This window comes from Streptomyces sp. NPDC001450, assembly GCF_053597295.1.
Map to the genome: position 1 here is coordinate 79,997 of NZ_JBSFHY010000020.1, position 17,951 is coordinate 97,947.

At 69.0% G+C, this 17,951-nt stretch carries 15 protein-coding genes and 2 pseudogenes; 1 reads left to right on the top strand and 16 read right to left on the bottom strand.

Annotation, left to right across the window (positions count from 1 at the left end; genetic code table 11):
- Window positions 1-110: 110 nt before the first annotated feature.
- The 5 genes and pseudogenes from ACWC5O_RS22880 to ACWC5O_RS22900 form a co-directional block, all read right to left on the bottom strand.
- Window positions 111-1,145, bottom strand: a complete 1,035-nt coding sequence (locus tag ACWC5O_RS22880) for an epimerase (protein ID WP_450587812.1) — start codon at window positions 1,143-1,145, stop codon at window positions 111-113.
- A gap of 296 nt (window positions 1,146-1,441) precedes the next feature.
- A complete protein-coding gene (locus ACWC5O_RS22885; RefSeq protein WP_450587811.1) occupies window positions 1,442-1,591 on the bottom strand; it encodes a hypothetical protein in 150 nt (49 codons plus the stop codon).
- Window positions 1,581-2,024 carry a nuclear transport factor 2 family protein gene (locus tag ACWC5O_RS22890; RefSeq protein WP_450587809.1) on the bottom strand — a complete coding sequence of 148 codons (444 nt, stop codon included), beginning with the start codon at window positions 2,022-2,024 and terminating at the stop codon, window positions 1,581-1,583. Before ACWC5O_RS22890 ends, ACWC5O_RS22885 begins: the two co-directional genes overlap by 11 nt.
- Window positions 2,025-2,205: 181 nt before the next feature.
- Window positions 2,206-3,927, bottom strand: coding sequence for a DUF2264 domain-containing protein (locus ACWC5O_RS22895; RefSeq protein WP_450587965.1), 1,722 nt, complete (start codon window positions 3,925-3,927; stop codon window positions 2,206-2,208).
- A gap of 91 nt (window positions 3,928-4,018) precedes the next feature.
- Window positions 4,019-4,444, bottom strand: a pseudogene (locus ACWC5O_RS22900) (carbohydrate esterase); the annotation flags it as partial.
- Window positions 4,445-4,977: 533 nt separating this feature from the next.
- Between ACWC5O_RS22900 and ACWC5O_RS22905 the strand changes: the two are divergent.
- Entirely contained in the window at window positions 4,978-5,889 is a 912-nt protein-coding gene (locus ACWC5O_RS22905; RefSeq protein ID WP_450587807.1) for an exonuclease domain-containing protein, read from the top strand.
- A 213-nt stretch (window positions 5,890-6,102) separates the two neighbouring features.
- Here ACWC5O_RS22905 and ACWC5O_RS22910 read toward each other — a convergent pair.
- The 11 genes and pseudogenes from ACWC5O_RS22910 to ACWC5O_RS22960 all read right to left on the bottom strand — a co-directional run.
- A pseudogene (locus ACWC5O_RS22910) lies at window positions 6,103-6,756 on the bottom strand (IS701 family transposase); the annotation flags it as partial.
- Entirely contained in the window at window positions 6,755-7,771 is a 1,017-nt protein-coding gene (locus tag ACWC5O_RS22915; protein ID WP_450587805.1) for a zinc-dependent alcohol dehydrogenase family protein, read from the bottom strand. The gene ACWC5O_RS22915 and the pseudogene ACWC5O_RS22910, both read right to left, overlap by 2 nt.
- Before the next feature lie 26 nt (window positions 7,772-7,797).
- Complete coding sequence (locus tag ACWC5O_RS22920; protein WP_450587804.1) at window positions 7,798-8,517, bottom strand: HD domain-containing protein; 720 nt, start codon at window positions 8,515-8,517, stop codon at window positions 7,798-7,800.
- The gene (locus ACWC5O_RS22925) at window positions 8,514-9,320 is read right to left on the bottom strand and encodes a hypothetical protein (protein ID WP_450587802.1); all 807 of its coding nucleotides are present in this window, start codon (window positions 9,318-9,320) and stop codon (window positions 8,514-8,516) included. The genes ACWC5O_RS22920 and ACWC5O_RS22925 overlap by 4 nt, the downstream gene beginning before the upstream one ends.
- Window positions 9,321-9,371: 51 nt before the next feature.
- Window positions 9,372-10,562, bottom strand: a complete 1,191-nt coding sequence (locus ACWC5O_RS22930; protein ID WP_450587800.1) for a cytochrome P450 — start codon at window positions 10,560-10,562, stop codon at window positions 9,372-9,374.
- Window positions 10,563-10,614: 52 nt separating this feature from the next.
- Window positions 10,615-11,313 (bottom strand): thioesterase II family protein, encoded by a 699-nt coding sequence (locus ACWC5O_RS22935; protein ID WP_450587798.1) that lies wholly within the window; start codon window positions 11,311-11,313, stop codon window positions 10,615-10,617.
- A 109-nt stretch (window positions 11,314-11,422) separates the two neighbouring features.
- On the bottom strand, window positions 11,423-13,459 hold the full coding sequence (locus tag ACWC5O_RS22940; protein ID WP_450587797.1) for an amino acid adenylation domain-containing protein: 2,037 nt from the start codon (window positions 13,457-13,459) through the stop codon (window positions 11,423-11,425).
- 97 nt (window positions 13,460-13,556) lie between these two features.
- Complete coding sequence (locus ACWC5O_RS22945) at window positions 13,557-14,219, bottom strand: HAD family hydrolase (RefSeq protein ID WP_450587795.1); 663 nt, start codon at window positions 14,217-14,219, stop codon at window positions 13,557-13,559.
- Window positions 14,216-15,631 (bottom strand): MFS transporter, encoded by a 1,416-nt coding sequence (locus tag ACWC5O_RS22950; protein WP_450587793.1) that lies wholly within the window; start codon window positions 15,629-15,631, stop codon window positions 14,216-14,218. Before ACWC5O_RS22950 ends, ACWC5O_RS22945 begins: the two co-directional genes overlap by 4 nt.
- 32 nt (window positions 15,632-15,663) lie before the next feature.
- Window positions 15,664-16,233, bottom strand: a complete 570-nt coding sequence (locus ACWC5O_RS22955) for an NUDIX hydrolase (RefSeq protein WP_450587791.1) — start codon at window positions 16,231-16,233, stop codon at window positions 15,664-15,666.
- The gene (locus tag ACWC5O_RS22960; RefSeq protein ID WP_450587790.1) at window positions 16,230-17,360 is read right to left on the bottom strand and encodes an adenosylhomocysteinase; all 1,131 of its coding nucleotides are present in this window, start codon (window positions 17,358-17,360) and stop codon (window positions 16,230-16,232) included. The genes ACWC5O_RS22955 and ACWC5O_RS22960 overlap by 4 nt, the downstream gene beginning before the upstream one ends.
- Window positions 17,361-17,951 lie beyond the last annotated feature (591 nt).

Below are 17,951 nucleotides of genomic sequence, written 5' to 3' on the forward strand. Positions count from 1 at the left end.
GGGCCACCCGCTTGATCACGCGATGCGCAACGACGAACAGACTCCCCACCGGCACCGATGGTTGCACCGCGGCCTCCACCCTGGCCGGGAAGGCTGCGCTCGTACTCCCGCTACTCACTGGCTTTGTCGAGCAGTAGGCCCTGGTCCGCTTCTTGTGGTCGTCCACACAACGGACTCGATTCACGGGCCCCCCTCGATGCCGCACGAACCAGTCTGGCCCGCTGTACGAGGGACGCAGCGGCGCTCCCCCATTCGGGATTCGCGAAAGTGAACCCGGCTGCGCGCAGCCGGCCCGGCACCACCCGACGGCTCTTGAGCAGCAGCTCCGTGTCCGAGCGCAGCGCGAAAGCCCCCAGTTCGGCCATCCAGCGCGTCGCCGGCAGCCCCACCGGGACGCCCCAGGCCATGCGCAGCGCCCGCATGAAGTCGCGGTGCGGAAGGGGGCCGGGCGAGGCGAGGTTCACCGGCCCCTCGAGGTCGTCCCGGGCGATCAGGAACTCCACCGCTCGCACGAAGTCCTCGTCATGGATCCAGGAGACGTACTGCGCCCCGCCGGCCACCGGACCGCCCAGCCCGAGTCGCGCCAGCCGCGACAGTACGTCGAACACACCGCCCCGATCCGGGCTCATGACCATCGCCGAGCGCAGCGCCACCTTACGGGTCGCGGGAGTCGGCGCCTCGGCCTGCGCTCGCTCCCAGTTCTGCGCGATCTCGACGCTGTACGCCCAGTAGTCCGGCACCCCGGCCTCCGAGCCTCCGATCACTCCGGTCGCCTCGTCGTGTGCCGCGTCGAAGCGGTGGGCGTAGACCGTCGCCGTACTCATCTGCAGCCAGACGCGCGGTGGCCGCGCGGCGGCGGCGATCGCCTCGCCGACCACCCGCGCCGAATCCACCCGGGAGTCCATCATGGCTTGCAGGTTCTCGGCGGTGTAACGGCAGGAGACGCTGCGCCCGGCCAGGTTGATCACTACATCGCAGCCGTCGATCGCCGCGGCCCAGCGGCCGAGCGTGGCCCCGTCCCATCCGATGTGGTGCGCCCGCACGGGACGTCGGGTCACTACCGTGACCTCGTGGCCGGCCGCCGTCAGCGCACGGTCGAGAATCGTGCCCACCTGTCCGGTTCCCCCGGGCAGCACTACCTTCATCGAACCCCCTCGGCTTCGCTCGACATCAGCGTAGCCCTTCTTTTTGAACGCGTTCAACTTGGGCCCGGTGCACGTCGGGACGAGGTGGCCGACACTGGTGGGCGGATTGGCGTTCTCTTCTTAGAGGGCGTCCAGTTCGGCCGAGCCCGGTGGGGCTATGACTCGAACCGTGGCTAGCCTCGCGGGGCGGACTCCGATCGATCACTCGGGAACCGGCTTCCTGGACCTGCCCTTCCAGGCGTCGCCCTACCTCGCGGGTGGGGTCCGCCCCGATGGCTACCTGAGCTGTTTGCCGGTCAGAGCAGGAAGTCGACAGCGCAGCCGATGCGCTTTGCGAGGTCGCTTCGGGTGTACTCGCGTCCCTCCCACCGGGTGATGAAGAACGCTCCACGCTGGAGGTCCAGGTAGCGCATCCATCCGACCACCTTGAAGAGGTCAGTGAACATCCTTCCGCAACGACGCGATGAGGCGGTCAAGGTCCCCGCGTGCCGTGTACGTACGGATCGGGTCGATGTAGTCGCGTGACTCGATGATCTGACCGTCCCGGACACGCATGACGAAGACGCAGGGCACCTTGGCCATGGAGTCGTCCGGCAACGTGAACTCATAGGCGAACTCGGCGACGATCACTTCAGGATCGGCGGTCTCGTGAACGACGACATCGACGACCCGCCTCTTCGGCAAGGACTCCCGAACTTCTGGCGGCACCGTGAAGTGCTCCTGGAGCGCACGCCGACTCGTCAACGGCTCGGACTCCGGCGTCGCCATCGGATGCCGGACATCGGTGACCTCGCCATACAGGTCAGGCAACTCGTCGGAGTTCCCGTCGGCGACCCCATGAACAAGCCGGAGAAACACTTCGCGCGGACTCGGACTCACAAGACCTCCCCAAGTAATACGCACAGGCGGCTAGTGATCATTATCGCCTGATCCAGGCGGGTCTTGCTGATCAAGTGGTGGACGGCACCACTCCCGCTCAGCCGCCGTGTCAGTTGGTGTATCGCCGGTAGCAGATACGGGTGCAGCTCGCCTTCCTCGTCGTAGTCCTGCGCCATGAAGATCAGCAGGAGCTCACCACCCACGATGCCCCCGCGGCTCCCCCGCCCGAAGCCCTGAACCGGAAGTTCCTGACCTCGCCCGAGACCGCCCAGCGAACGGTCAGGTCGTAGTCCCCCCGCACCTCCACGGCCGCCAGGTCCCGGAGGGGCAGGGGGTCAGGTTCCGCGGTGAGGCGGGCGAGGGCTACGAACAAGGTGGGAACGTCACCCGTCACGCCGGAGAGGGCGAACCCGTCCGACAGGCCGTGGACCGGGACGAGTTCGGCCTGCTCGTCCTCCCACGGCACCCATCCGGTGACATGCACCTCGGTGCCGGGGTCCGCCCCCGCCACCAGATGGGCCCGGACCTCCACCGCGCCGTCGGCGACGACGAGGCTGGTCACCTCCGCCCCGGAGCCCACCGCGTACCGGGAAGCCGCCCAGTCCTCCCCCACACCCAGTGGCACGATTCCCGTGCGGATCGGGTCGCCGCCGACCATGACGATGTTGTCGGGCGGGGACCCGAGGGGCCGTGTGACCGTGGAGTACGCGAACCGCGTGTAGTACGGGTCGTAGCGGATGTCCTCGCTGCCGTGGTTGTGGAGGCGGACCACACCGTCCGAACGGGTTGACTGCAGAAGCCAGTTGGGGCCCGCGATCGACCAGACCGCGTCCGCCCGTTCCGCCGGGCCCGGTTCCTCGACCGCCGTCCACACTTCGTGGTCGGGAGGCAGCAGGAGCCCGAGGAAGCCCTTGCTCGCCCAGTACGGTGAAGCTGGGCCCGAGTAGGTCTGCAGGACGGACTCGTCCGGGCCGTGCCAGCCGAGCGTCAGCAGACCGTCGGCGTCCACGGCACCTCGGTCCAGGAAGTACTTCAGAGCTCCGGAGGCCAGCCGCCGTGTCTCGCCCGCCGCAAGGGGCGTACGGCCCGTGAGCGCGCCCAGACACAGCGGGGCCGCGGTCGCGAACCGGTACGTCAGCGAGCGGCCCTGGTGCAGGGGTGCGCCGTCGCCGCCGAACAGGCGGGCGTAGTCGGCGAGATGGCGTTCGAGGCGGCCGCCGTACAGCTCCAGCAGCTCGGGGTCGTCGGCCAGCCAGGCGTGCAGCACCGGATACAGGTGCATGGCCCAGCCGTTGTAGTAGTCGTACTTGCGGCCGTCGCCGTCGGTGTACCAGCCGTCGCCGACGTACCAGTCCTCGATGCGCTCCAGACCGCGGTCGATCGCCTTGCGGGACGCCTCGGGTTCGTGGCCGATCTCCGCGAGGAAGCCGCCGACGGTCACCGGGAACAACTCCCAGTTGCAGGGCCAGGGTTCGGCGGTGAGCGCGTCCGTGAGCCAGGCCGCCGTCCGCTCGCGCACGGACTCGTCCAGGCGGTCCCACAACAGGGGGCGGGTCAGCCGCAGGGCGAGGGCGATCGAGGCGGCCTCGACCAGCGGCTGGCTGCGGTCGGCGACCTGCGGCCAGACGCCGCCGGGACCGGCCGCGAGGCCCTCGGCGTAGCGGCCGAGCGCGGTCTCGTCCCGGCGGAAGGCGGCCAGCAGGAGGGTCCGGGCGTATCCCTCCAGGCCGTCGGAGAGGTGGCCCGCGTGGCTCACATGGTCGCCGGGGAGGTGGTAGAGGGCGCGGTCGGCGGTGGCGTAGGGCTCGACGGCGGCGAGCAGGGCGTCGGCGGCGGCTTCCCAGTGGGCGCGGGTGTAGCCGGTGTACGGGCTCGCGGAGCGGTCGTCGGCGGGCAGTTCGATCACGGGGTGGCTTTCCTTCCTGGCGGGCCTTCGGCGCCCGGGATCCGGCGGTCCTGGGACGCCCCGGTTCCGGTCGGGGCGCCCCAGGAGTTCATCCCACCCGCACCCTGCCCTCAGGCACCAGATGCTGGGCGAGGAGTTCGTCGCGGACCACTCCCGCGTAGACGGTGGCACCGTGTTCGGAGGTGTGCGTGTTGTCCCGCTTCTCGTTGTAGAGGTAGAGCGCCTTGGAGCCCTCGACTCCGAGGGACTCCACCAGCGCCTTGGTCTTCGCCGTGAGGTCGATCAGCGGGACGTTCCCGGCGGCGGCGACCGAGCGGATCACCGCCGGGTGGTCGACGCCGAGGCCGTTGACCAGCAGGGCGGTGTTGTTGTTCAGGGTGCCGTCGGCGTTGAACCAGCGGCGCACGATGGGGGTCACGAGCACCGGTTCGCCGCCCCGGTCCCGGATGCCGGCCACCAGGGTCTCGAGGTTCGCCCGGTAGGTCGCCTCGTCGGTGGACGAGAAGTTTCTGGCAAAGGTGCCTGGCTCACCCGCCCGGATCGGGCAGCGCCTCGTACTCACCGACACCTTGTGCCGCCGTGCCCTTGTTGACGCCAAAGCCCTGTGCGAAGCCCTCGTTGACGTGCTGCGTTAGCCGCCCGCGAGGGCACATCCTGACCGGCGGCCGCCTTGCGGGCGAACCCACCGCCAGAACGGATCCAGCACACATGAGGCCGGGAAACCCCGTGAACACGCGAGAACTACGGAGGGATGTTTTTCCAGGCCAGGCACCCTACAGCCGACGTTTCCACAGGTCAGGGCCTCGCCCAGAGAAAACTCCTGAAGCGGGTGCCGCAGGTTCGAATCCTGCCAGGGGCACAACGCATTACGTCGCTGAACTGGGATTTCTCCCCCGAGGAGGCACTCTGTTCGGCCTCAGACCCTTCGTCCGGGGCCGTTTGCGTGAGCGGACAGTCGGACATGCAGCAGACCGAACTGCGCTTCGACATCACGGCCTTGACCTGAGATCGATCTGCCAGGAATCTGACGCCATGTCTTCTTCATGGGTGGCCATCGACTTCGAGACCGCGAACGAACACAGGGGAAGCCCCTGTGCCTTCGGTATGACAAAGGTCGTTGAAGGCCGCATAGCCGACAGCTGGGGCACGTTGATCCAGCCGCCCTCCAGCCTGGGGAACTTCAACCCGTTCAATGTGGCTATTCACGGGATCACATCCGCCGACGTGGCGACCGCCCCGGTTTGGGCAGCGGCCCTCGCCGACGTCGTAGCGTTCGCTGACGGACTCCCGCTGGTGGCCCACAACGCGGGCTTCGACATGAGTGTCATACGTGCCGCCTGCGACGCCGAGAGTATGGCGTGGCCCGAACTGCGTTACACCTGTTCGCAGGTCGTAGCCCGACGCACCTGGAAACTGCTCTCCTACAGCCTCCCTTACTGTGCGGACGCCGCCGGGATCGCTTTCGCCGACCACCATGACGCAGGCGCGGACGCCGCTGCTGCGGCTGAGGTCATGCTCGCTGCCCTACGAACGGCCGAGGCGGAGTCACTCGACAGTCTGCTCGATGCCCACCAGATCCGGTGGGGGTGGATGACGCCGACGCGTGAGTGGCTGGGGAGCCACTACCGCGGCCACGGCAAGGGCTCGCGCACCCCTCTGCCCGGAGCCAATCCCGACGCCGACCCGGAAGGTGCACTGTACGGGGCGGTGGTCTGCCTGACCGGGAAGCTGACCTCCATGACCAGGGACGAGGCATTTGGCAAGATCGCCGAGGTCGGTGGGCAGCCGACGGAGAATGTCACCAAGAAGACCACCATCCTCGTCTCCGCCTCCCAGACCCAGCTCAAGCCGGGCGACACGCTGAGCGGCAAGACCAAGAAGGCCCAGGCACTATTGGAGGCCGGTCAGGACATCGAAGTCCTGGACGAGGACGAGTTCCTGCGACGTCTCTGTAACTGACATTGCCCCACGGCGATGGATCGCACCGGCGGCCCGTTGCGCGTCGAAGGACTGCCCACCAGAACGGATTCGGCACACATGAGACCGGGAAACCCCGCGAACACGTGAGAACTACGGAGGGGTGTCAAGCCCTGGGCCGCCGAGCACGAGAGCGGCCAGCGTACAGGCGACCAGGTAGCCGTAGTGGTAGTTCGTTAAATCCGGCGGTATAGGTCAATGCCGTGTCCGGTGGTGACCGCGTCGATCAGGGCCTGGAGCTCGGAGGGTGGGTCCGTGTCCGTCCACGCTTGCCACCATCGGTTGAGGGTGACGGCGGGTGTGAGCCAGGAACGGATGGCTCGTAACGCCCTGGGCCAGCAGGGATATTGGGGCTGGTGGGACGGTGCCGGTCCCCCTCTCTGGCGCCTCGTGGGGGCAGGGGTCCGGCGCGGTGGCATCCAGGGGTCCGGGTGGGGCGAACCATTGGTCCCAGCAGAAGGAGAAGGCGCAGTTGACCAGGGTCTGGTGGCGGCGGATGGCGCGGTCGGAGCGGACTTGGAAGTCGGCCCAGCCGAGTTCGTCCTTGATCTGCTTGTAGCTTTGCTCGATCCACGGCCGCAGGCCGTAGAGGCGGACGATCTCGGCGAGGTCGGCCGGCGGGTGGGGGCTGGTGGTGGCGTGGGGGGCGTCGGGGTGGGACAGGTTGGTGGCCAGGTACCAGGTGGCCTTCTCCGGCAGGCCGGCTGGGTCGGTGGTGGCCACCACCAGTCGGCAGGGTGAGTCGGGGCCGTAGCCGCCCAGGCGGGCGTCGGCGGCCCACCAGGTCTCGGTGTGTCCGTCGCGGAAGTGACGCTCCACGGGCGTCCAGTCTCCTGGACGCTTGGCATCAGGGACGCAGCAACGCCTTGATTGCGCGGCGTTCGTCCATGGCGCGGTAGCCCTCGGCGGCCTGGTCGAGGGGGAGGGTGAGGTCGAAGACCCGGCCGGGGTCGATACGGCCGTCGAGGACCGATGCGATCAGGTCGGGCAGGAAACGGCGGACGGGGGCCGGGCCGCCTCGGAGGGCCACCTGCGCGTCGAACAGCTCCCGGCCGTCGACCCGCACCCCGTGCGGAACTCCGACCATGCCGACCGCACCGCCGGGGCGAGCGCAGTGCAGGGCCTGCCGTACCGACTCGGGAGTGCCGACGCACTCCAGCACCGAGTCAGCGCCGATTCCCCTGGTGAGCTCCCTGACGTGACGTACAGCCTCGTCGCCGCGATCGGTGACGATGTCGGTGGCCCCGAACTCTAGCGCCAGCTTCCGCCGGGGGGTGCGCCGGCTCATCACGATGATCCGTCCGGCGCCCAGCTCCCGGGCGGCGAGCACGGCCGACAGACCGACCGCCCCGTCGCCGACGACCGCCACCGTAGCACCGGGGACGACACCGCCCGCCACGGCCGCGTACCAGCCGGTGCCCGCCACGTCGGAGAGGGCGAGCAGGCTGGGGAGGCGCTCCTCGGCCGGCGGGCCGTCCAGGGTTACCAGGGTGCCGTCGGCCCAGGGGATCCGGACGTATTCGGCCTGGCACCCGTCGATGAACTCACGCCGGGGGCAGGAGGTCTGGAATCCGTTGCGGCAGTTCTCGCAGGTGTTGTCCGAGGCGAAGAACGAACCGATCACGAACTGGCCCGGGGTGAGTGTCCGCACCGCGCTGCCGGTCTCCTCGACGACTCCGACGTACTCGTGGCCGATCGGATGCGGTCGGCCGATGGGGCGGATGCCCCGGTACTCCCAAAGGTCGGAGCCGCACACGCAGGTGGCCAGGGTACGGATCACCGCGTCGGTCGGCTGAAGCGGGACGGGGTCGGGGACGTTCTCCACCCGTATGTCGCCGGGTGCGTGGATGACGGTGGCTCGCATGGGTCTTTCTGGTCGCTGGACGTGGGTCAGGTGCCGGAGGCGGACGGCGGGACCCAGCCGTGGGCGGCTCCCGCGTGGATCAGGGACTGCGCGTACCGCCACAGCTCCCCGGACGCGTCCTTGATAAGGGACTTGCGGTCGAGGACATCGTCCACCGTGACTCCCCGGGTTCGCCATGTGCCCCCCCGGTTGCCGTAGTTGAGCAGCAGCGGCTGGAGCCGGTCCATGGCCTTGGCGAACCGTGCCTCGGGGGTGACCCGGGCCTCGAACTCGTCCCAGAGGCTCCGGAAGAGGGTGCTCTGGTCCGCGGGCAGGAGGCAGAAGAGCCTCTCGGCGGCGCGCTGCTCCCTCGCCTCCTGGTCCACGACGGCCTCCGTGTCGTACACGAAGGTGTCCCCGGCGTAGATCTCCACGAGGTCGTGGACAACGACCAGGGCGAGCACCCGGCCCACATCGAGGGGTTCGTCGGCGTACTCGGCGAGGACGAGGGTCAGCAGGGCCAGGTGCCAGGAATGTTCGGCGTCGTTCTCCCTGCGGTCCGCGGCCAGCAGCGGGCTGCGACGGAACACGTCCTTGAGCCGGTCCGCCTCCATGACGAACTCGATCTGCCGGCGCAGCCGGTCGGGGGTCGTGCCGGGCTGCGGGGGCAGGGAGGCGGCGAGCGGGAGCCGCTCGGCGTCCGGTCCGGCTGTCTGTGTTGCCCGGCGGGATTCGTCGTACGCCGGGGTGCCCAGGGGGCCGCTCACGCCGGTGCCCCCTGGGCCGGGACGTCCTGCGCGACCGGGCTGATGGTGTCGCCGATGTCGCCGAGGAGCAGGGTCGCCGGGGCGCCGGGATCCACCGAGTAGTACTTGCCGTTGAGCATGCCGGAGACATGGCCGACGTGGAGGGTGAGCGAGAGGCCCAGCGCTTGCGCGTACCGGGCCAGGGCGAGGGCTCCCTCCTCGGTCGCGTGGCAAGTGAAGACGTCGACCACCGCTCCGGGAGCCGCCGCCAGCTGCATCATCGCCATGAGGGTCACCCCGCTGGCCACGACGCCGTCGACGATCACCAGACGGTTGGCCGCGGCGGGAAGCTGTTCGTCCACACCGACGAGGAGGCCGCCGTCCACGGGCATGCGCTTGGCCTGCCGTGCCCAGCAGCGGTCGTGCGGCAGGACGCCGAGCAGTTCCGCCAGGATGCGTCCCTCGCGCTCCGGTGCCAGCACGGTCACCCCGGGGACGGACGCGGCGTCGGCCGCCTGGACCGGGAGCATGGCGTAGATGTCGAGCAGGGCCCGCAGGTAGCGGTTGCGGTCGGCATGCCGCTGGTCGGGCAGGTTGGCCACGGACGTGACCGTGGCCATGTGCTCGACCACGTCCGGACGGGCGTCGGACGCGACGCGCACGATTTCCGGCAGGACGCCCGGGGCGTGCAGGGACTTCAGTGCCTGCCGGTCGAAGTAGATCAGTTGACGGAAGCGGGTGCCGTACTGCTCCTCGTAGCGTTCCACCGTGTGCACGGCGTCCGGGAGGAGCTCGGAGCGCTCCACGAGGCGAGCTGTGTTCATCGGATGTGCCTCTGGCTTTCTTTCAGGGTGTCGGGGTCGGCTGCGGCATGCTCATGCCCGCGGGACGAGCTTCACGGGCAGCGAGTCGAAGCCCCACAGCAGGTTCGAGCGCAGTCTGCGTACGGGACCGGTCTTCTCCGCGACCTCGACCCGCCGCACGAGTTCCTCGAACATCACGGTGAGTTCCAGCTTGGCGAGTGCTGAGCCGATGCAGTAGTGGTTCCCCTGGAGGAAGCTCAGGTGCCGGTTCGGCGAGCGGTCGATGAGGAAGCGCTCGGGCTCGGTGAACACCTCTTCGTCGCGGTTGGCCGACGGCAGCCACGCGACGACGTGGTCACCGGCGCGGATATGCTGCCCGCCGAGTTCGGCATCCTCCCGGGCCGTGCGGAGGGCGTGCATGACCGGCGAGGTGTAGCGGACGATCTCCTGGATCGCCGACGGCATCACGGCCGGGTCCGTCCGCATCCTGTGCCACTGGTCCGGGTTCTCGATCAGGGCCAGCAGTCCGCCCACGGTCGCGTGCCGCGTCGTCTCGTTGCCACCGGACACCAGGGCGTCGCAGTTGTAGAAGATCTCCTGGTCGGTCAGCGGCACACCGTCGATCTCGCCGCATACGAGCGCGCTCATGAGATCATCCTGCGGATCCTTGCGCCGCAGCTCGGCCAGCTCCTGGAAGTAGCAGAGGATCTCCGTGTGGGCCTGTACCTTCCTGGTCTCGTCCGCCTCGTCGAGCGCCGTGGAGCTCCAGGCGAAGCGGGTGCGGTCGACCATGAAGTCCCAGTCCTCGGGCGGAACTCCGAGCATGTCGCAGATGACGGAGACCGGGAGCTTCTGCGCGACGCGTGTGAATTCGCAGCCGCCATCGGCGATGGCCTCGTCGATCGCGCGGGTGGCGGTCGTGCGCATGTTGCTCTCGAGCCGGTCGACCATCCTCGGAGTGAAAGCCGAGCTGACGACCTTCCGGATCTTGTCGTGCCGGGGTGGATCGGTGACGTTGAGCATCTTGCCGGCGGCCGCGGCCAGGACCCGCGGATCGGAGTCCAGCCGCATTCCGTTCTCCGAGCTGAACACCTTGGGGTCGGTGAGCATCTCGGTGCACAGGCGGTGGGTCATCACAGCCCAGAAGTACTCGCCATTCTGCCGCTGGTTGCGGTACACGGGGTGCTCGGCGCGCAGCCGCGCCCAGAGCGGCTCCGGGACGGAGTCCCGGTAGAGAAGGGGGTCGGACAGGTCGATGGACATGTGGGTGCTCCGGTTTTCCAAGGTGCTCCGAGTGGAGCGGCAGGGGGTGTCGTCAGTCCAGGCCGTTCAGCACGTCGTTGACCGCGCCGAGGACCTCGTCCCGGTGTTCCGCAAGGTAGAAGTGGCCGCCGGGGAAGGACCGGACCGTGCAGCGGCCGTCGGTCACTTGGGCCCAGGCGTGCAGGTCGTCGGCACGGACAGCCTCGTCCTCGCGCCCCGTGAAGGCGGTGATGCCGATCGGCAGGACCGGATCGCGGCGCCCGGTGTAGGACTGGATGAGCCGGTAGTCGTTGCGGACCGGCGGCAGCAGGACCTCGCGCATGTCCGGGTCGTCCAGCAGGTGCGTGCCGCCGGCACCCAGAGGTCCGAGCATGGCCACGAGCCGGTCGTCGTCCAGCAGGTGGGCCCCCTCGTGGCCCGCGAAGGGGCGCAGGCGGTGCGGGGCGGCGCACCCCGAGGCCACGAGGTGGCGCAGGAGGTGCGGTTCCCCGGGCTCGGTGAGGCGGCGGGCGACCTCGAAGCCGAGCGCCGCGCCCATGCTGTGTCCGAAAAGCACGGTCGGCGTGTCGGCATACGGGCGCAGTTCGTCCGCGACGCTGCGGGCCAGTGCGTGCATCTCGCCGACGAACGGCTCGCTGATCCGGTTCTCGCGCCCCGGATACTGGATCGCCCACAGGTCGACATCGGGTGCCAGGCTCTCGCTCCAGTCCCGGAAGAATCCGGCGGAGCCGCCGGCGTGCGGCAGGCACACCAGCCGCAGGCGCGCCGAGGGCGCGGAGCGGAGCCTGCGAATCCACCGGCTGTCCGGAAGCGGGCGCGGGCTCAGGGGACCCGTGGTGCGCGGGGGCCGGCCAGCCGTGTCATGAAGCATGCGTCACCGCTTCGGACTTCAGCTGTACCACCGCAGCCGCCAGCCCCTCGATCGTCGGGGAAGCGAATAGGACCCTAGCGGGGACGGCCACGCCGAGCCTGGAGCGCATCCGGGAGATGAGCGTGGCCGCCAGCAGGGAGTGCCCGCCGACTTGGAAGAAGTCGGCGTCGACACTGATGTCGCGCTGGTCCAGAACCTCCTCCCAGATGGCCGCCAGGGCCGCCTCGACCGACGTACGCGGTGCGATGTGACCGGGCTTCGGGGCTGCGCCCGGCCGGAGAGCGCCCAGGGCGGTCCGGTCGATCTTGCCGTTGGGGGTCATCGGGAAGGCGTCGATGACGTGGATGGCCGCGGGGACCATGTACCAGGGCAGGTGGCGCCGGACGTGGGCCATCAGCTCGCCGCCGGGCACGCCGGCTCCGTCGCGCGTGACGACGTGGCACACCAGCCTCTTGTCCTCGGGGTCGGTCTCGTCGACCAGGGCGACGCAGCCCCGGATGTCCGGATGGTCGCTCACCGCGAGTTCGACCTCGCCGAGTTCGATGCGGTAGCCGCGGAGCTTGATCTGGTGGTCGCGGCGGCGGACGAACTCGAGGCGGCCGTCCGCCGCCGAGCGGACCAGGTCGCCTGTGCGGTACAGACGCTGACCGGGTATGCCGGAGAAGGGGTCGGCGAGGAACTTCTCCGCGGTCATCGCGGGCTTGTTCAGATAGCCGACGGCCACGCCGTCGCCGCCGATGTACAGCTCACCGACGGTGCCTGCGTCGACGGGGCGCATGGCGTCGTCCAGCACATGGGCCCGCACGTTCTCGATGGGGTGTCCGATGGGCACGGAAGAGGCGTCGCCGCCGTCCCAGTCGGACCCCGGCTCGAAGAGGGTTGAGGTGATGGTTCCCTCGGTAGGGCCGTACACATTGCACCAACGGATGCCGGCGCCCACGCACCTGTTCCAGGTGTCCAGGGCGCGCCGCTCCGCCTTCTCCCCCGCGACGATGACGATTCGGAGCGACGATTCCGATGCCAGCCGGACCAGGCAGTCCTCTTCCAGGACCCAGCTGTGCCAGAACGCGGTCGGGATGCTGAGGAACGTCGTCTTGGTGTCGATGACCTGCTGGGTCAGGGCGCGGAACGTCTGGCGCAGCGGGTCCTCGCCGAGGACGAGGGTCGCGCCGTGCAGGAGCGGCGGGAAGATCTCCTCGGCGGCGGCGTCGAAACTGAGCGAACGGCACTGCAGGACCCGATCGCCCGGGGCGAGCTGGAAGATCCGGTTCACCGAGGAGGCGTGGTGTGCGAGTGAGCGGTGCGTCACCAGCACCCCCTTGGGCTTTCCGGTAGATCCGGAGGTGTGAATGACGTATGCGGCGCCCGCTGCGGTGGCGTCGGCGTCCGGCGCGACGGGCAGGCCGTCGATGTGTGTCTCCTCCCGGTCCAGCCAGAGGATCTCCCCCTCGTGGTCGCCGAAGAGGTGGCCCAGCGTCTGCTGGGTCAGCAGGAGGCGGGAGCCGGTGTCGGCCAGCACATACCGCAGCCGCTCCACCGGATACTCGGGGTCGAGCGGCACGTATGCCGCGCCGGCCTTCAGGATGCCGAGCAGGGAGATGATTGCCAGCGGCGACCGCTCGACACACAGGGCCACGAAGTCGCCGTGGCCGATTCCCCGGCCGACCAGGAGGCGGGCCAGCTTGCCGGACCTCTCGTGGACTTCGCGATAGCTGATCTCCTGGTCCCGCCAGACCAGTGCCGCCGCGTCCGGCGTCCTCGCCGTCTGTTCGGCGAAGAGCGTGTGCACACCCGACCCGGTGTCCGCGGGGTCCGTTCCGTCGCCGGCGGCACCGGCCAGGCTCCTGGGCCGGATGTCGGTCCAGCTTTGCTCGATGAAGGCCATGCAGTCCCGGTGGCTCGACTCCAGGTGCGCGACGCGCCATCCTGACGGTACGGCCAGGTGGCTCGCCCACAGCGAGTACTGCCCCTCACCGTTGACCAGGACAAGTGGCGATTCACCGATCGAGTCGGGCACGGGAAACATCTCCTCGGGTAGGGGTAGGGGTAGGGGGAGCCGACAGGGGTCGGAGAAGAAGCGTTTTCTCAGACAGCAGCGTGGGGTGAGCGCTGCGCGTGATGCGTCAGGCCAGGACGTCCGCCACAGCCTTCGGCACCTGGGAGAGCGCGTCGAGCAGGCGGGCGGGACGGTGTTCGGCGAGGGCGGCCCCGGTGTAGCCCCAGGATGCCCCGATGGGGATGACCCCGGCCGCCCTCGCTGCGGCGATGTCGCTGGGGCTGTCGCCGATGAAGCACGCGCGTGACGGATGGACGCCCAGCCGCTCCAGCGCCAGGGCGATGCCCGCACCGGAGGGCTTAGGTTCGGCGTCGCCCCAGCCGATCACGACCTGGAAGAATGCCGCGACTTCCGCGGGCAGGAGCCAGGCCAGCCGGGCGCGGGGCTGCATGGTGACGACGCCGATGGCGACCCCCTTGGACCGGAGGTCCGCCAGCACCTCCAGGGCGCCGGCGAAGGGAAGGGTGTCCCGAGCGGCGACCGCGAACGCCGTTTCCCAGACCGCTCCGAGGGCGGTCTCCTGGTCGTGCACGCCGAGGCGGGCGAGCACCTCGTGGTGTGGCAGGCGATCGGCCTCGGCCCCGAGCAGCGACTCGTCCACCCGTCTGCCCAGTGCCGCCGTCGCGGTGCCCAGGATCGCCCTGCGCATGGCCTCTCGGCTGTCCAGGAGGACTCCGTCGAGATCGAACAGAACGGCTTTGTCGAAGGTGTGCGTCGTTGGTTCAGTCATGTCGAGACACCAGAGGGGTTGCGGTCGGCAGCCGCGAGGGCGGGCTGTCGCTCCGTATGGGCGGCCTGGGGCCGCAGAAGCGGGATCATGAGAAGCAGGGCGGTCGTGGCGAGGAGGGCGTCGGCGGTCAGCGCCTGGGCGAAGGCCGAGTCCGGGGCGCCCTCCCCTAGGGGGGACTGGAACACGAGACCGACGACGACCGTCCCCAGAGCCGCGCCCACCTGAGCGGTGCTCTCCATAACGCCCGACGCGGCCCCTGCGTGCCGGCGCGGCACGTCGGACAGCACGGCGGCCATCAACGGGCTCACTCCCAGACCCTGCCCCACACCGATGACGGTCAGTGCCGTCAGCGGCGCCCAGGGCACACCGTCCCACGCCGCCCGCCCGTTCGTGATGAGGACGGCGAGGAAGGCGAGGACGCCGAGCAGGTTGACGCCGTAGGCGAGGGTCAGGACGTGGAGTCCGGTCCGGTGACGGATGCGGGGTGCGGCGAGGGAAGCGACGACGAAGGCCACCGCGAGCGGCGCGAAGACGAGTCCGCTCCGCAGCGGCGAGAAACCGAGGTGTTGCTGAAGATGGAGGGTCAGGATGAAGAACAGACCCGCGTTTCCGGCGAAGAAGGCGAGGGCCAGACCGTTGCCGACGGCGAAGACGCGCTGCCGGAACAGCTGGGGATCGAGCAGCGGCAGGCCTCCTGTGCGGGCCAGCCGCCGCTCCCAGAGCACGAACACGGCACCTGCCGGAACCGCCAGCAGGAGCAGGACGTACGACCACCAGGGCCAGCCCCATCCCGGGCCGGCCACCAAGGGCAGGGTCAGCAGGACCAGTGCGGCCGTCAGCTGCAGGACGCCCGGCAGGTCGAGGAGCGGGCGCTCGGTCCCCCGGTGCCCCGGCAGTGCGGCGGCGCCGGCCAGGGCCAGCAGGCCGAGGGGCACGTTGATGAGGAAGATCGGGCGCCAGGACAGACCGAACAGGTCCACTCCGACCAGCAGTCCGCCCAGCACCTGGCCGCTGATCGAGGCCAGTCCGACCGCGGAGCCGAAGAGCGCGAACGCCCTGCCCTTGGCCGCCCCGTCGAAGCCGGTCTGCAGGAAGGAGAGAACCTGCGGGTAGAACAGAGCCGCCCCGATTCCCTGCACCACCCGGAAGGCGACCAGGACACCGGCCGAGGGGGCCAGTCCGCAGCCCAGCGAGGCGAGGGTGAACAGCGCCACCCCGACGGCGAAGAAGCGCCGGTAACCGTACAGGTCGCCCAGCCGGCCGCCGGTGATCAGCACGGCGCCGTAGACCAGGGCGTAGCCGCTGACGGCGAGTTCCGTCTGGGACACCGAGGCGTGCAGGTCGTCGTGGATGGTGGTCAGTGCGACGTTGATGATGAACTGGTCCATGACCGCCAGAAAGGTGGCGATCATGGTGACCGTGAGGATGGATCGCTGCGCCCGGTTCATCGGAGGGTGCGCACGCCCGCGCGGTCGAGACAGGCCTGGACGCGGGACCGCAGCCGCTCGTCGTGGATGTCCTGGACCGGGCACCACCGGGCGTCGGTCACTTCCTCGGTCTGCAGCGCCAGTCCGGTGTCACGCGTGCGGAAGACGAAGCGGAAGTCGAAGTGGGTGTGCTCGGGTTCGGCCTTCTTCGGGTTCTCCGGGATGGTGTGCGCGTCGATGTCCACGGGCACCTGATCCACGAGCGCCACGGACGCGGCGGAGACCCCGGTCTCCTCGCACAGCTCCCTCAGGGCGGCGTCGGCGATGAAGGAGTCGCTCTCCTCGATGTGGCCGCCGGGGAGCAGCCACCGGTCCAGGGCCCGGTGGTGGATGTACAAGACGAGGCCCTGCTCGTTCGCCAGGACCGCTCCGGCGGTGACATGGCCGCGGCACTCCTTGCGCGACGTGGGGACCGCGTCAGGCGTGTCGAGCACCTCACGCAGGCCGGCGAGAGGGAGTCGGTCCTCAGGGTGCCGGTCGAGGTGGGCGTCCAGCAGGGCCCGTATCTGATGCTTGTCGACGCTCATGACATCCGGTTGTTGAAGTGGGTGAGCCAGGTCGCGGCGATGGCGGCACGGTCCCCCGCCGCCACCTCGTGCAGGCCGGGTGCGAGGTCCCCGCGGGACAGCGCGCTCAGGCCAGCCAGGATCTCGGCCTGGACGAGGAAGATGAAGGGTCCGACGGAGGCGCCGTGCAGGAAGTTCACGGCGTTGCCCTCGTTGCACAGGTAGAAGTGCCGGTCGTCCGACGCGCAGTGGGTGATGTGCTCGCCCACGGGAGTCAGGGTGTGCGTCTGCGGCAACCGGGCGAGGTCGAGTTCGTCCTCGGCGCTGGTGACGGTGGCGACGAAGGAGCCGTCCTTCAGCAGCGCGAAGTCCTCGTGGCCGAGGGCCTTGGCACCGGTCGCGCAGATCGTCACGTCGGCGGACTCCAGGGCGGCCTCCAGTGACGCGGCCACCGCGAAGCCCTGTGACAGAGCCTGTGTGCTGCGCACCGGATCGGTGTCGTAGACGGTGACCTGGACACCCTTGGCGTGCATCAGGCGGGCGATACTGGAGCCCAGCTTCCCGAAGCCGATGACCGCGGTCTTGCGGCCCACCAGGATGCCGCCCCGGGCCCGCAGGAGAGCCTCGGTGGAGAACACCACCGACTGCCCCACGAGGAAGTCCTCGGGATCCTTGAGCGGGGAACGCGCCACGGAGATGACCGGGCAGGGAAGCTTGTCGAGTTCGGCGTAGCGCTGATGGCCGTTCTCGGTGTCCTCGACGACCCCGAGGATCTGTCCCGAAAACCGCTTGCAGATCTCGGAGAGCGTAGGAGCGAAGTATCCGCCGATATCGAGGAGGACGACCGGCATCCCCGCCGCCCGCGTCTCCAGATAGGCCAGAGCCGCCTCCGGATCGCCGAAGACCTCCCGAGACAGCGGATCGCACGGTGTCGCGCGCTGTACGGCCGCCAAGGCGTCCGGGGATATCGATTTCGGTTTCGGAAGTACGGCCCGCAGATCCGACATCCGGGCCACCGCCTGAACAAAGGCCGGGCGCTCCGGAAGCAAGTGTGTCACCAAAAGGCTGGCTGTCGGATACTCCACCGGAAACTGCGATATGACATCGTCGAAATATGCGCCGAGGCGCCGCATTTCTTGATTGTTCACTGATTTCTGAGTTCTTTTCATGATCCGACTGCCGGGCAAGTCAACCCGCACCGGAAACTGGCGACAAGAGCAATAAGCGAAGGCGTACGTGCACCCGACTCACCACATCAAGCCTGATCACCTGCCCCGCAGACAGGAAAGAGCCGCGGGCATGGCGAAGGATCAAGGGTCATGGAATGGTGAGGAGAATAGAAGGACCGGAGTTTCACGTGCTGGCGCGGATCGCCTAACTCGCGGCATTGAGCGCGCGTCTGCGCATGTGAAATACCTCTCACCCATCGTTTGGTAAGGGCGGGGTTAGAACAACACCCAACCGGAAGCTGGACAGCGAAATCTCCGCCGTGCTCGACAGAGCTAACACTACCCCACTTGATCTCGTCGATGATCTTGGTTTGGCGCTGAATTAACTTTACGCGCGTAGAATTCAATAATCCCTACATAGGGTCAAAGATTGGTGCGTACCGGACACGACTTGTTCAAGCCGATTTCTCGTCAGAAGGGCACCCCGGGGCGCCCGCGCCCGAGAAGTGACATGGGGGTACGTGCTTGGTTCCCGCGACCCGCACCAGGTGATAGACACAGCGGGGGTCC